The organism is Exiguobacterium sp. 8A, assembly GCF_902506275.1.
Lineage (GTDB): Bacteria > Bacillota > Bacilli > Exiguobacteriales > Exiguobacteriaceae > Exiguobacterium > Exiguobacterium profundum.
Map to the genome: position 1 here is coordinate 136,003 of NZ_LR733630.1, position 13,560 is coordinate 149,562.

Genomic DNA, 13,560 nt, shown 5'->3' on the forward strand with positions numbered 1-13,560 from the left:
GAGTACGTCGTCACCACCTCTACAGAGACATCTTCCTAGGCTGCGAGAAGATGGGGGTCGGCCGACCGAAGCTATTCTGGAGTCCCCACTCAACCTGGGCGCCTCATCCACGTTAACGGATGTTCGAGGCACGGTGTATACCGTGCGAACGAGGGTGGTACCACGAAGCGATGCTTTCGTCCCTTTCCACAGGGGCAGGCATCGCTTTTTTTCGTTTCGTTCAGAAATAAGGAGGAATTGTTCATGAAACCGCTCAAATCATTGACTGGCGCACAGATTCGCCAAATGTACTTAGATTTCTTCAAATCAAAAGGGCACAGCGTGGAGCCGAGTGCTTCACTTGTACCGGTTGAAGATCCGACTTTGTTGTGGATCAACTCAGGTGTTGCGACATTGAAGAAATACTTTGATGGACGTGTGATTCCAGCGAACCCACGTATCGTCAACGCTCAAAAATCGATTCGAACGAACGATATCGAGAACGTCGGGAAGACAGCACGTCACCATACGTTCTTCGAGATGCTCGGGAACTTCTCAGTCGGTGAATACTTCCGTGAAGAAGCGATCACATGGGGCTGGGAACTGTTGACGAGCGACGAATGGTACGGACTCGATCCGGACCGTCTCTCCGTCACGATTCACCCGGACGATGAAGAATCAAAACAAATTTGGTTGAACCTCGGTATGCCAGCTGACCGCATCATCCCGCTAGAAGATAACTTCTGGGAAATCGGTGAAGGTCCATCTGGTCCAAACACGGAAATCTTCTTTGACCGTGGTCCAGCATTCGGGGACGACCCGACAGACCCTGAACTTTATCCGGGTGGGGAGAACGAGCGTTACCTTGAAATCTGGAACATCGTGTTCAGCCAATATAACCATGACGGACACGGAAACTACACAGAGCTTCCGCGTAAAAACATTGATACAGGGATGGGACTCGAACGGATGGCGAGCGTCCTTCAAGACGTACCGACAAACTTCGATACCGACCTCTTCATGCCGATCATTCGTGAAACTGAAAAAATCAGTGGCGACGTATACCGTCAAGACAGCAGCAAAGACGTTGCGTTCAAAGTCATCGCGGACCATATTCGTACAGTATCGTTCGCAATCGGTGACGGGGCACTTCCATCGAACGAAGGACGTGGCTATGTCCTCCGTCGTCTTCTCCGCCGTGCTGTACGTTATGCGAAGATGCTCGGAATCGAGCGTCCGTTCATGTATGAGCTCGTCGATGTCGTCGGAGACATCATGGTCGACTTCTACCCGCAAGTGAACGAGAAGAAAGACTTCATCAAGAAAGTCATCAAGAACGAGGAAGAGCGTTTCCACGAAACGTTGAATGACGGTCTCGCAATTTTGAACGAAGTCGCGAAAGCACAAAAAGCTGCTGGGTCAAACGTGATCAGCGGTCAAGATGCATTCCGTCTTTATGACACGTATGGCTTCCCGCTCGAATTGACAATCGAATACGCAGAAGACCATCAGATGACGGTTGACGAGGACGGTTTCAAAGAAGCGATGAACGAGCAACGTGAACGTGCACGTCAAGCGCGTGCTGACGTAGAATCGATGCAGATTCAGTCGGGTGTGCTTGCAGACATCACGATGCCTTCGACATTCCTCGGTTATAACAACCTTGAGACGAACGCAAAAATCATCAGCTTGATTCACAACGGCGAACTCGCTGACGTCGTCGCTGCAGGGGAAGAGGCACAAGTCATCCTCGATCAGACACCATTTTACGCTGAGAGTGGCGGTCAAATCGGTGATAAAGGACAAATCGTCGGCGAAGACTTCCTTCTTCGCGTGAAAGATGTGTCGAAGGCACCGAACGGACAGAACTTGCATACGGTCACGGTCGAGTCAGGTGTGGCGAAAGCGGAAGTAGCCGTCACGGCTTCTGTCGACCAAGCATCGCGTCAAGCCATCGTCAAGAACCACACGGCGACGCACCTCTTGCACCGCGCACTCAAAGATACGCTCGGGGAGCACGTCAACCAGGCCGGTTCACTCGTGACACCAGATCGTCTCCGTTTTGACTTCTCTCACTTCGGTCAAGTGACATCAGAAGAGCTTCAATCCATTGAGCGTCAAGTGAACGAGAAGATTTGGGCCTCGATCGGTGTCGATATCGAAGAGATGAACATTGCGGATGCGAAAGCAAAAGGCGCGATGGCACTCTTCGGCGAGAAGTATGGTGATGTCGTTCGTGTCGTATCAGCAGGAGATTACTCGGTTGAGCTTTGTGGTGGGATTCACGTCTCCAACACGGCTGAAATCGGACTCTTTAAAATCTTGTCTGAATCAGGGATTGGCGCTGGGACGCGTCGAATTGAAGCGGTCACGGGAGCTGGCGCATATGAAGTGATGAACCAACAAATCGAGACGCTCGAAGCGACAGCGAAACTGTTGAAGACGAAACCACTTGAAGTTCCTGCACGCGTACAAGCACTTCAAGCTGAAATCAAAGAAGTCGAACGCGCTTCAGAGTCGCTTAAAGCGAAACTTGCCAACATCGAGGCATCTTCATTAACGGATGCGATCGAAACGATTGGCGGCGTTCAATTGATTGCGAAACGCGTCGATGGACAAGATATGGATGCCCTTCGCAGCATGGTCGATGACTTGAAAGTTAAACTCGGTTCTGCCGTGATTATCCTTGGTTCGGCGAACGGTGAGAAGGTCAACCTTGTCGCAGGTGTGACGAAAGACTTGAACGATCGTGGCTTCCATGCCGGAAAACTGATTAAAGAAGTCGCGACACGCTGCGGTGGTGGCGGTGGCGGTCGTCCAGACATGGCACAAGCAGGTGGCCGTGATGCAACAAAACTGGACGAAGCATTGAAGTTTGCTTCACATTACGTCGAATCACTGGCATAATAGAGTGTGAAGTGCAAACGGAAAGAGGTGGATTCTTGTGAGCCAAATGGATCGCACGATGCAATTCAATTTTCCAGAAGATGATCAACGTGCTAACACACGTGAGACGCTGATTACGGTATATCAAGCACTCGAGGAAAAAGGTTATCAACCGATCAATCAAATCGTGGGATACTTACTGTCAGGTGACCCTGCCTACATTCCACGTCATAATGATGCGCGAAACTTGATTCGCAAAATTGAGCGGGATGAACTTCTCGAAGAGTTGGTCAAATCGTATTTGAACGATCGTAGAGAGGATTAATATGAAGCGAGTCATGGGACTCGATGTCGGATCGAAGACGATTGGTGTCGCGGTGAGTGACCTGATGGGATGGACGGCGCAAGGTGTGGAGACGGTCTACTGGACCGAACCTGACTTTGACGAAGCCGTCCGTCTCCTTCGTCCGTTTATCGAGCAGTACGATGTGAAAGAAGTCGTCGTCGGTCATCCGAAAAACATGAATGGGACAGTCGGCCCGCGTGGTGAGGCGTCCGAGGCATTTGCCGAGGCGTTCACAGAACAGACGGGTTTACCTTGCGTGTTGGTGGATGAACGATTAACGACGATGCAAGCGGAACGGATGCTCATTTCAGCAGATGTCAGCCGCAAAAAGAGAAAAGCGGTCATCGACAAAATGGCGGCCGTGATGATTTTACAAAACTACCTGGATCGTTCCGGGAAATAAGGAGGAATCTCTCATGGCAGAAATCCGTCGTGAAGAAGAAATGTACCGTATTCCAGACGAAAATGGAGACGAACATTTATTTGCAGAAATTTTCCGTATGACGAGCGACCGTTCGAAAAAGACGTTTGTCGTACTCGAACCGGTTGGCGCACCAGAGACAGAAGATGAAGATACGATTGAAGTATACGCATTTGAAATTGAAGAACTTGAAGATGGCGAATTCATCTTGAAGCTCGTCGAAGACGATGAAGACTTCGATGAGGTCATGGAAGCATTCGACATCGTCAATGACGAAGTCGGTCTAGACTAAATAGGGGACGGGCGACTAGGGAATATCCCTCGTCGCCTCTCTTTATAAAAAGAACAGGGGAGAAATGCATGAATCATCCATCTATGTCAGATGAGAAACGTGCCCGCAACCGGATCGTCCGTCGCATCACGGTTGTCATCCTGGCCATCTTCCTTCTCGTCATCGCCACAGGATCGGCGCTCACATATGTCTTTGTGAAGCGTTCCATCGAACCGATTGACCCAACTTCGACTGAAACGGTCGAGATTGAAGTCCCGCTCGGTGCTGGTTCGGGATACATTGGTGAATTACTAGAAGAGAATGGGCTTGTAAGGAGTAGCACGATTTTCCGTTTCTATACACGCTTTAAGAACGAATCGTCGTTCCAGGCGGGGACGTATACGTTATCTCCGTCACAATCAATCGATGAATTGATTGAAACGTTGCAAACAGGTAAAGTCATTGTGGTCCCTGATATCAAGCTCGTCATTCCAGAAGGATTCACGATTGATCAGGTGATTGCGAGACTTGCGAAAGTGGCAGAAATCCCGAAAGAAGAGATTTCTGAGCAGTTGAGCGACCGTGAATACATTCAGTCTCTCGTAAACGAGCATGAAATGTTGACGGAAGAAGTATTGCAGGAAGGCATCTATCATCCGCTTGAAGGATACCTGTTCCCAGCCACATATGAATTCAATAAAGGCGTAACGCTCAATGAAATCATCGATGAGATGTTACTACCGACCGAAAGTATGTATCAAGAATACAAAGGTCGTTTAGCCGATTCAGGACGTACGTTCCATGAGACGCTCGCGCTCGCATCCGTTGTCGAGAAAGAGGCGGTGTCAACGGAAGACCGTAAAGAGATTGCCGGCGTGTTCGAGAATCGCTTAAACGACGGAATGAAATTACAATCTGACCCGACCGTCTGGTACGGAACGGGGGAAACATCGATTTTCACTTCATTCGCGGACTTGGAGAACGATTCCTTATATAACACGTATCGTTACGAAGGCATCCCGATTGGACCGATTGCGGCCGTGAGCCGTGACGCATTTGAGGCGGTGCTTAATCCGAACGACACGGAGAACATTTACTTCTACGCACGCCCTCCACGTGAAGGGTTCCCGAACGGGGAAGTCTTGTTCGAAGTCGACTATGAGGATCACCAACAAAACGTCAATAAGTACCGTTCCGAATGGGAAGCGTTTGAAGAAGCAAACAGTAATTGATGGGACGACCGGAAGCGGATGCTTCCGGTCGTTTGAATGAAGAGAGTTAAGAGGTGGAACGAGTGGACCATGCATCCTATGAGGGATATGTAGAAAAACTAATCAATGACCGCTCCCCGCTATTGACGGAGATGGAGGCGTTCGCGCGTGTTCATCACGTCCCAATCATGGATTTGACGGGTTCGGAAGTGCTGCTCTCCTTACTGTCGATGCAACGGCCGACCCGAATCCTCGAAGTGGGTACGGCCATCGGCTACAGTGCCATTCGCATGGCAGAATTGTTACCCGATGCAGAAATCGTCACAATTGAGCGGAATGCTCGCCGTTTCGAAGAGGCGACGGAATTCATCAATCGATCGGACGTGCGCGATCGAATTACGCTCGTTCACGGCGATGCCGTCGAATTGATTGGAACGATTGAAGGTGAATTCGATGCCGTATTTATTGATGCGGCAAAAGGACAATATCAAAAATTTTTTGATGGGTATGGCGCTTTAGTACCAATTGGTGGTACGATTTACAGCGATAATTTGTTTTTACGAGGGGACGTCTTGCTAGAGGATGTGTCGGTCCTGGACCGACGCCGACGCCGGCTCGTGCGTCTCGTGAAACAGTTTACTGAGCAATTGATGGCACGGACCGATTATCATACTGCAATTTTGCCCCTTGGTGATGGCCTAGCAATCAGTCGTAAATTACGATGAGGAGGACTTAACTTTGATGCAACATAAACCCGTCATTATTGGCGTGGCCGGGGGTACCGGATCAGGAAAAACGACCGTGGCCCGCGCGCTCGTCGATGCGTTTCAAGGTCAATCGGTCGTCATGATCGAGCAAGACGCGTACTATAAGGATCAATCAGAGATGACCATGGAGGAGCGGTACAAGACGAACTACGACCACCCCTTCGCCTTTGATAACGATTTGTTGATCGAACATATCCAACAGTTACAACAACATCAGGCGATTGAAAAGCCGGTCTATGACTATGCGGCCCACACGCGTTCAAGTGAAACCATCTTAATCGAACCCGTCGATGTCGTCATCGTCGAAGGGATCTTGGCACTCGAAGATGCGCGTTTACGAGATCTGATGGATATCAAAGTGTTCGTGGATACAGATGCGGACGTTCGAATCTTGCGTCGTATGCAGCGTGATTTGAATGAACGTGGACGTTCAATCGATTCGGTCGTTGCCCAATATACAAATGTGGTGCGTCCGATGCACTTACAATTCTGTGAACCAACAAAAAGGTATGCAGATATCATCGTTCCTGAAGGCGGAGAAAACTTTGTCGCGATCGATTTACTCGTGACCAAAATCCGTTGGGTGCTCACTGAGCGCAATCGCGCGTGAGCAAATAAATCGTTTTCAATTCAACCCTAGCTGTAATATACTAGGAGACAATGAAGGAGTGACAGAAATGGCTGAAAAACAACACTATATGACGTTAGACGGAAAAGCGAAGATCGAACATGAATTAAACGAACTGAAGACGGTCCGCCGTAAAGAAGTCGTTGAAAATATTAAGATTGCTCGTGATTTCGGTGACTTGTCAGAGAACGCGGAATATGACGCGGCGAAAGAAGAACAAGCGATGGTCGAAGGACGCATCGCACAATTAGAAGAAATGCTCCGTAACGCGGTCATCATTCAAGATGATGCAGGCGATAACTCGGTTGTCTCAATCGGGAAGACGGTAACGTTCTTCATTCAAGAAGATAATGAAGACGAAACGTATACAATCGTTGGTGGAGCTGAGGCAGACCCGTTCACAGGGAAAATCTCGAACGAATCACCGATTGCCAAGGCACTTCTTGGACGTACGATTGGTGATGTGGTCACGGTGCAAACACCAGGTGGCGACATGGTCGTCGAAATTAAAGAAATCAAATAAATTGTTGAGCGACCTCCTATTCGGAAGTCGCTCTCTTTCTGAGGAGGAGACGGAATGAAAGTAGGCATCATCGGCGCGATGGAAGAAGAAGTGAATCTACTTCGGAACGAGTTGACAGAACGAGTAGATACTGAAATCGCGAACTATCATTTTTATGAGGGCTATCTTGGTAACATGCAAGTCGTCATCTTGAAGTCAGGCATCGGGAAAGTCAACGCTGCCATCGGCACGACACTTTTGATTGATAAGTTCAAACCGGACGTCGTCATCAACACAGGATCTGCCGGTGGTTTTAAAAAGGGGATGAAAGTCGGAGACGTCGTCGTCTCGACGGAAGTTCGTCATCACGATGTCGACGTGACGGCATTCGGGTATGAGTACGGACAAGTACCAGGTATGCCGCCGGCGTATGAGGCGGATGCCAAGCTCGTCAGCGTCTGTAAAGAGGTCATTGAAAACTTGCCAGATGTGAATGTACATCAGGGATTGATTGTGACGGGAGATTCGTTCATCAACGATTCGAAACGCGTGGCGGACATCCTCGGTCATTTCGACGGCGTCGCAGCGGTCGAGATGGAGGCTGCCCCAATCGCTCAAACGTGCTATCAGTTTGGTATTCCTTTTGTCGTCACACGCTCGATTTCAGACAGTGCAGACGAAGAAGCGAACTTGTCATTCGACGAGTTTTTGGAGACAGCATCGATCAACTCTGCGAAGATGGTCATGGCTGTCACGAAGCGTTTAGAACAAGCTTAATCCAGTCAACACGAGGAGGATGCATTGACATCCTCTTTTTATTCCCTTATATTAGTACCAGATACTAAGAATAGGGGTCGACGATATGAATATTGGAATCATCGGCATCGGATCGTTCTTACCGGACAATCGGGTGACAAATATCGATTTAGAAAAACGAATGGATACGAGCGATGAGTGGATTCGTACTCGTACAGGCATCGAAGCACGTCATTTGGCTGAAGAAGATATGACAGTCGCAGATATGGCGACACGCGCTGCTGAACGGGCGTTACAGAGTGCGGGCGTCACAATCGACGACATTGAAGCCATCGTTTGTGCGACAGCAACGGCGCCAGCCTTCCCGGCAACTGCATGTGTGGTTCAGGCGAATCTTGGCGCGAAAGCCGCCGTGGCGTTCGACGTGAGCGCGGCATGTAGCGGTTTCATCTTTGCAATGGACACGGCGAAGAGTCTCATGGATTCAAAAGGATTTAAAAAGACGCTCGTCATCGGCGCAGAGAAGATGGGAAGTCTGATTGATTGGGATGATCGATCGACGGCTGTCCTTTTCGGAGATGGGGCAGGGGCTGTCGTGCTCGGGGAAGACGATATCGCTTCAATTGACTCACTTGTGCTCGGAAGTGACGGGACAGGTGGCAAACATCTGTATGAAAATGAAGAAGGTAAAATCGTCATGAACGGTCGTGAAGTCTTCAAATTTGCCGTTCGGAAGATGCCCGAAATCGTTCTTGAGGCGCTGGACAAAGCCGATAAGACGTTGGAGGACCTTGACATCCTCGTTCCACACCAGGCGAACCGTCGAATCATCGACGCTGCGATGGAGCGTTTACACTTAGAAGAAGAGAAAGTTGTCATGACCATTCAAGACCATGCGAATACATCAGCAGCTTCCATTCCACTCGCATTGGCCGAGGCGGTCAAGTCTGGCAAAATCCAAGATGGACAAACGGTCGTCATCGCAGGATTTGGTGCTGGGCTCACGTGGGGGGCTAGCTGCCTGACATGGAATCACGCAACCATTACGGAGGGGAATCATTTATGAAACGAGTAGTAGTGACAGGATTAGGAGTCGTATCACCATTAGGAAACGATGTCTCAACAATGTGGGATCGCCTGTTAAAAGGGGATAACGCGATTGATACGTTGACGAAGATTGACATCAGTCAATACCCGGCCAAGGTCGGGGCGGAAGTGAAGGAATGGAACATCGATCATTTAGTCGAACCGAAGGAAGCGCGTAAGATGGATTCCTTCATCCAATATTCTTTACTTGCGGCAGACGCTGCCCATAAAGACAGCGGACTCGATGTGAAAGCGATCGCGGACGATGTCGGGATTTGGATCGGGAGCGGAATTGGTGGCGTCGAGACGATTGACAAACAGTCTGCCATCTTGCATGACCGTGGACCACGTCGCGTCAGCCCGTTCTTCATTCCGATGATGATTCCGAACATGGCGAGCGGACAAGTATCTATCTATCTTGGAGCAAAAGGACCGAGCAACTGTTCCGTGACGGCTTGTGCGTCAGGGACGAACTCAATCGGCGAAGCTTTCCGTGTCATTCAACGTGGAGATGCCATCGCTATGTTCGCAGGTGGAGCGGAAGCGCCAATCACACCACTCTCGTTCGCAGGATTTTGTTCGAACAAAGCTCTATCTACGAATCCAGACCCGAACACGGCCTGCCGTCCGTTCGATGAGAATCGCGACGGGTTCGTCATGGGTGAAGGAGCTGGGGTGCTCGTGTTAGAAGAATATGAGCACGCATTGGCACGTGGGGCAAAAATGTACGCTGAAGTTGTCGGATATGGAATGAGTTCGGATGCATACCATATCACAGCACCGTCACCAGAAGCTGAGGGCGGATCAAAAGCGATGAGTGAGGCGATTCGTGACGCTGGAATCACGCCAGAAGATGTTCAATACATCAACGCGCATGGAACGAGTACACCACTCAACGATATGCTCGAGACGAAAGCGATTCGTCGAGTGTTCGGGGAACACGCTGACAAGCTCGCCGTCAACTCATCAAAATCGATGATTGGTCACCTTCTTGGTGGTGCAGGTGGCGTCGAGGCCGTCATCACAGCATTATCGATTCACGAAGGCAAGATTCATCCAACGATTAACTGCGAATCACCAGCAGCAGACTGTGATTTGGATTATGTACGTGAAGGAAATCGGGAACTTGACATTCGTTATGCACTCAGTAACTCACTCGGCTTCGGGGGCCACAATGCGACACTCGCATTTGCAAAAGTGATGAACTGACGGTAGAAAAAACACACAAAAAAGGTTAGGGTATAAGGGTTGGTCTAACAGAAAGGAGTGCAACGAATGAAAAAGAAATCATTCATCGTGGCCGCCTTGTTAGGTTCAGTCCTTATCCTTTTTTTATTTATTTGGAACGAACAACGAGAGCAGTCACGCAAACTAGTACCAGTAGAAGAACAACAATTGACGATTTACGGGGAGTCACTTCCGACTCAGCCGGATGTCATGCTAGCAATCGATCCGTCATCTCAAACAATCCTGTCCCATCTCTACGAAGGCCTGTATCGATTCGGAGCAGACGGGACCATCGAACCAGCGCTCGTTGAGAAGTTAGAGCGATCCGAAGATGGAACGGTCTATACATTCACATTAAAAGAGAGTGTGACGACAGAAGGGAATGCGATTGACGCGCAAACATTCGTCGATCACTTCCAAAAACTCGTGGACGTCGATACGAATTCACCGTTCAGCTTCTTACTAGCAGATGTTCAATCCGCAAAAGAAATCGGACTTGGCCAACAAGAACCAGATACGCTAGGGGTCAAGGCAATCGATGACCGGACGCTCGAGTTGACTCTTGTCCGTCCGATGGAAGGGTTCGAACAGATTTTGGCGATGCCCGCATTTTTACCTCAACCAAATGTGGAAGCATGGGAAGAGCTAGAGACGAACGGTCCATTTAAAATCAAGGCAATCGGAGATACGACCATCTCGTTACATAAAAATGAAACGTACCGAGAAGCTGAACAGGTCACGCTTGAAACGATTACCATTAATAGTGAAGCGAACTTGACGGAAGCGACAGGAATGCAACCCGTCCCATACGATTTTGACGTTTCCACGATTGATGAGGAAATTTTGAACGTACAGGACGTTCCACGAAGTGGAGTCTTTTATTTAAAGCCGAATGTTAAAAAAGCCCCGTTTAATGATGTAGCGTTCCGACAAGCCATCGCATTGACGCTTGAGCGGTCGGAAATCGAGGATTCACTCGCGCGAGCGGAACAGACGACAGAACGATTACTCGTCATCGACCAAGAGGATGCGATCGCACAATTGGAAGGAAACGCCGACCAATTGTTTGACACCGTGAAGAAACGGCTGAAGAAAGATGAACTCGAAATCGAGCTGCTCAGCTTTGTCGATGACGAAGCGCGTCAAATCTCCGCAAAATTAAAGAAGAATTTGGAACAGTTGGATGGTTTGACCGTTAACATTATCGAGCTCCCCTTAGGAGAAAAAGTTAGGAAAGAAGTCTCAGGGGATTATGTGTTTTCTCTATCAGGCTGGCAACCAGACTATCCGATGTTATCCGCCTATTTGACTCAATTTGAAACAAACGATGTCCTCAATTCGAGTCGATATGCCAGCGAATCGTATGATAAATTGATGGATCAGGCTCGCTCAACGGATCGGTTGGAAGAACGAAATGAAATCTTCCGAGAAGCGGAGGCACAGCTGTTAGAAGAGGCTGTTGTTATGCCAATCTATCAAGCTGGACGCTCTTATGTGATCGAAAAAGGTTACGACCATATCGGATATCCGGTCACCGGTCCTTCATATGTCCTAACCTTTGCAAAAAAATACGAAAATTGAGCTAAAAGCCCGCCACTGTAGGCGGGCTTTTAGACTATAGATAAAATTTTTTAGAAAAATCAAAATAAACACTTTGCAAAATTATCAGAATATTGTATTATTGCATCAACGGGATTTTGGTAACAAATACTGTCAGAAGAAATGACTGAATTTTCTACCATCATTCACTTCGTTAAAACGAAAAAATCAGGGGGTCATCGCAATGAATAAGAAAAAAGGTTTTGCTTTAGCATCATCGGTTACACTTCTATCAAGTGCATTCCTAGCTGCATGTTCGACAGGGGAAGAGGAAGGCGCATCAACAGACTCGAATCAAAGTTCTTCTGACGAAGCGCAAGTCCTCAACTTGCTCGATTCTTCAGATATTCCTTCACTTAACCCGACACTCGCAACAGATGCTGTATCGTTCAACGTGTTGAACAACGTTAACGAAGGTCTCTACCGCATGGACGAAGAAGACAACCCGACTCCGGGTATGGCTGAAGACCACGACGTTTCAGAAGACGGTAAAACGTACACGTTCAAAATCCGTGAAGGCGCGACTTGGTCAAACGGGGAGCCTGTCACAGCGAACGACTTCGAATACGCTTGGAAAGAAGTACTCAACCCAGATAACGCATCACAATATGCATACGTTATGTCAATCATCGAAGGCGCAGAAGCGTACAACACAGGTGAAGGCGAGCGCGATGCTGTAGGCGTTAAAGCAATCGACGATCAAACTCTTGAAGTTAAATTGACAGCACCAGCTGACTACTTCCTCGGATTGACTAGCTTCGGCGTATTCATGCCAAAACTCGAGTCATTCGATACAGAGCAAGGCGAGAACTTCGGTACATCTGCAGAGACGACTCTCTACAACGGACCGTTCAAACTCGACAGCTGGGAGCGCGAGCAAGGCTGGAAGATGGTCAAGAACGAAGACTATTGGGATGCTGACACAGTTAAACTTGAAGAAATCAACGTTAAAGTCGTTAAAGAAGTTTCAACAGGTGTTAACTTGTATGAAAACGGTGACGTTGACCGCACAGGCTTGACTTCTGAGCTCGTAGCCCAGTATCAAGACAGCGAAGAGTTCTCAACTGTCGTTGAACCAACACTCTTCTACCTCCAGTTCAACACTGCTGTTGAAGAATTAAATAACCAAAACATCCGTAACGCGATTGACGCGGCATACGATAAAGCAGCAATCTCAGAGACGCTTCTTGCGAACGGTTCGATTCCTGCGAACTACCTCGTACCAAAAGACTTCGTAACAGGTCCTGACGGCAAAGACTTCCGTGAAGCAAACGGCGACATCGGCGGCTATGACGTGGATCGTGCGAAAGAACTTTGGGAAGCTGGACTTGAAGAGCTCGGAACAGACAAAGTTGAACTTGAGCTCCTCAACTATGACTCAGAGTCTGCGAAGCAAATCGGTGAGTTCATCAAAGGTGAGCTTGAGAAGAACCTTCCAGGAATTACGGTTACAATCAAACAACAACCGTTCAACAACAAACTTGACCTTGAGAACAAAGGTGAGTTCGAGTTCACATTCGCTGGATGGGGTCCTGACTACCAAGATCCAATGACATTCGTTGACCTCTTCGTCACTGACGGACCATACAACCGTGGTAAGTGGTCGAATGAAGAATTCGATAAGTTGATCGAATCTGCGAAATCAAGCACAGATGCTGAACAGCGTTGGGCTGACCTTCAAGCTGCAGAGAAAATCGTTCTTGAAGAGAACGCAATCTCGCCAGTTTACCAACGTGGATCGGCTCGCCTCACGAAGCCATATGTTAAGGATATCGTTGAGCACGCATTCGGTGCGGACTACTCTTACAAGTGGGCTTCAATCGAAGGAAAAGAATAATCAAATCATCTTTACGAAGAGAGACAGGGACGCCTGTCTCTCTT

Annotated in this window: 13 protein-coding genes; all 13 read left to right on the forward strand. The window is 48.6% G+C overall.

The window, feature by feature from the left end:
• Positions 1 to 243 precede the first annotated feature (243 nt).
• The 13 genes from alaS to GVY42_RS00735 all read left to right on the forward strand — a co-directional run bounded on the left by alaS (position 244) and on the right by GVY42_RS00735 (position 13,516).
• Positions 244 to 2,886, forward strand: coding sequence for an alanine--tRNA ligase (gene alaS / locus GVY42_RS00675; RefSeq protein WP_159562012.1), 2,643 nt, complete (start codon positions 244 to 246; stop codon positions 2,884 to 2,886).
• Positions 2,887 to 2,923: 37 nt separating this feature from the next.
• Positions 2,924 to 3,190: an IreB family regulatory phosphoprotein gene (locus GVY42_RS00680; RefSeq protein WP_015881196.1), complete on the forward strand. Its 267-nt coding sequence runs from the start codon at positions 2,924 to 2,926 to the stop codon at positions 3,188 to 3,190.
• Between the two features lies 1 nt (position 3,191).
• Complete coding sequence (gene ruvX / locus GVY42_RS00685; protein ID WP_015881197.1) at positions 3,192 to 3,614, forward strand: Holliday junction resolvase RuvX; 423 nt, start codon at positions 3,192 to 3,194, stop codon at positions 3,612 to 3,614.
• A gap of 13 nt (positions 3,615 to 3,627) precedes the next feature.
• Positions 3,628 to 3,924 carry a DUF1292 domain-containing protein gene (locus GVY42_RS00690; RefSeq protein ID WP_015881198.1) on the forward strand — a complete coding sequence of 99 codons (297 nt, stop codon included), beginning with the start codon at positions 3,628 to 3,630 and terminating at the stop codon, positions 3,922 to 3,924.
• Between the two features lie 68 nt (positions 3,925 to 3,992).
• Positions 3,993 to 5,135, forward strand: a complete 1,143-nt coding sequence (mltG, locus tag GVY42_RS00695; RefSeq protein ID WP_084543099.1) for an endolytic transglycosylase MltG — start codon at positions 3,993 to 3,995, stop codon at positions 5,133 to 5,135.
• Between the two features lie 62 nt (positions 5,136 to 5,197).
• Positions 5,198 to 5,839 (forward strand): O-methyltransferase, encoded by a 642-nt coding sequence (locus GVY42_RS00700; RefSeq protein ID WP_159563624.1) that lies wholly within the window; start codon positions 5,198 to 5,200, stop codon positions 5,837 to 5,839.
• A gap of 16 nt (positions 5,840 to 5,855) precedes the next feature.
• Positions 5,856 to 6,491, forward strand: a complete 636-nt coding sequence (gene udk, locus GVY42_RS00705) for a uridine kinase (protein ID WP_015881201.1) — start codon at positions 5,856 to 5,858, stop codon at positions 6,489 to 6,491.
• Positions 6,492 to 6,558: 67 nt separating this feature from the next.
• Positions 6,559 to 7,032, forward strand: coding sequence for a transcription elongation factor GreA (gene greA / locus GVY42_RS00710; protein ID WP_015881202.1), 474 nt, complete (start codon positions 6,559 to 6,561; stop codon positions 7,030 to 7,032).
• A 54-nt stretch (positions 7,033 to 7,086) separates the two neighbouring features.
• The gene (mtnN, locus tag GVY42_RS00715) at positions 7,087 to 7,788 is read left to right on the forward strand and encodes a 5'-methylthioadenosine/S-adenosylhomocysteine nucleosidase (RefSeq protein WP_159562013.1); all 702 of its coding nucleotides are present in this window, start codon (positions 7,087 to 7,089) and stop codon (positions 7,786 to 7,788) included.
• An 85-nt stretch (positions 7,789 to 7,873) separates the two neighbouring features.
• Positions 7,874 to 8,833 (forward strand): beta-ketoacyl-ACP synthase III, encoded by a 960-nt coding sequence (locus GVY42_RS00720; RefSeq protein WP_159562014.1) that lies wholly within the window; start codon positions 7,874 to 7,876, stop codon positions 8,831 to 8,833.
• Positions 8,830 to 10,062, forward strand: a complete 1,233-nt coding sequence (gene fabF / locus GVY42_RS00725) for a beta-ketoacyl-ACP synthase II (protein WP_074037435.1) — start codon at positions 8,830 to 8,832, stop codon at positions 10,060 to 10,062. Before GVY42_RS00720 ends, fabF begins: the two co-directional genes overlap by 4 nt.
• 66 nt (positions 10,063 to 10,128) lie before the next feature.
• The gene (locus tag GVY42_RS00730; protein ID WP_159562015.1) at positions 10,129 to 11,661 is read left to right on the forward strand and encodes a peptide ABC transporter substrate-binding protein; all 1,533 of its coding nucleotides are present in this window, start codon (positions 10,129 to 10,131) and stop codon (positions 11,659 to 11,661) included.
• 202 nt (positions 11,662 to 11,863) lie between these two features.
• Positions 11,864 to 13,516 (forward strand): peptide ABC transporter substrate-binding protein, encoded by a 1,653-nt coding sequence (locus GVY42_RS00735; protein WP_159562016.1) that lies wholly within the window; start codon positions 11,864 to 11,866, stop codon positions 13,514 to 13,516.
• Positions 13,517 to 13,560 lie beyond the last annotated feature (44 nt).

Bases quoted from the DNA above. Each gene is read 5' to 3' on its own strand.
- alaS (WP_159562012.1), top strand. From the start codon at position 244: ATGAAACCGCTCAAATCATTGACTGGCGCACAGATTCGCCAAATGTAC.
- ruvX (WP_015881197.1), top strand. From the start codon at position 3,192: ATGAAGCGAGTCATGGGACTCGATGTCGGATCGAAGACGATTGGTGTC.
- GVY42_RS00690 (WP_015881198.1), top strand. From the start codon at position 3,628: ATGGCAGAAATCCGTCGTGAAGAAGAAATGTACCGTATTCCAGACGAA.
- mltG (WP_084543099.1), top strand. From the start codon at position 3,993: ATGAATCATCCATCTATGTCAGATGAGAAACGTGCCCGCAACCGGATC.
- udk (WP_015881201.1), top strand. From the start codon at position 5,856: ATGCAACATAAACCCGTCATTATTGGCGTGGCCGGGGGTACCGGATCA.
- greA (WP_015881202.1), top strand. From the start codon at position 6,559: ATGGCTGAAAAACAACACTATATGACGTTAGACGGAAAAGCGAAGATC.
- mtnN (WP_159562013.1), top strand. From the start codon at position 7,087: ATGAAAGTAGGCATCATCGGCGCGATGGAAGAAGAAGTGAATCTACTT.
- GVY42_RS00720 (WP_159562014.1), top strand. From the start codon at position 7,874: ATGAATATTGGAATCATCGGCATCGGATCGTTCTTACCGGACAATCGG.
- fabF (WP_074037435.1), top strand. From the start codon at position 8,830: ATGAAACGAGTAGTAGTGACAGGATTAGGAGTCGTATCACCATTAGGA.
- GVY42_RS00730 (WP_159562015.1), top strand. From the start codon at position 10,129: ATGAAAAAGAAATCATTCATCGTGGCCGCCTTGTTAGGTTCAGTCCTT.
- GVY42_RS00735 (WP_159562016.1), top strand. From the start codon at position 11,864: ATGAATAAGAAAAAAGGTTTTGCTTTAGCATCATCGGTTACACTTCTA.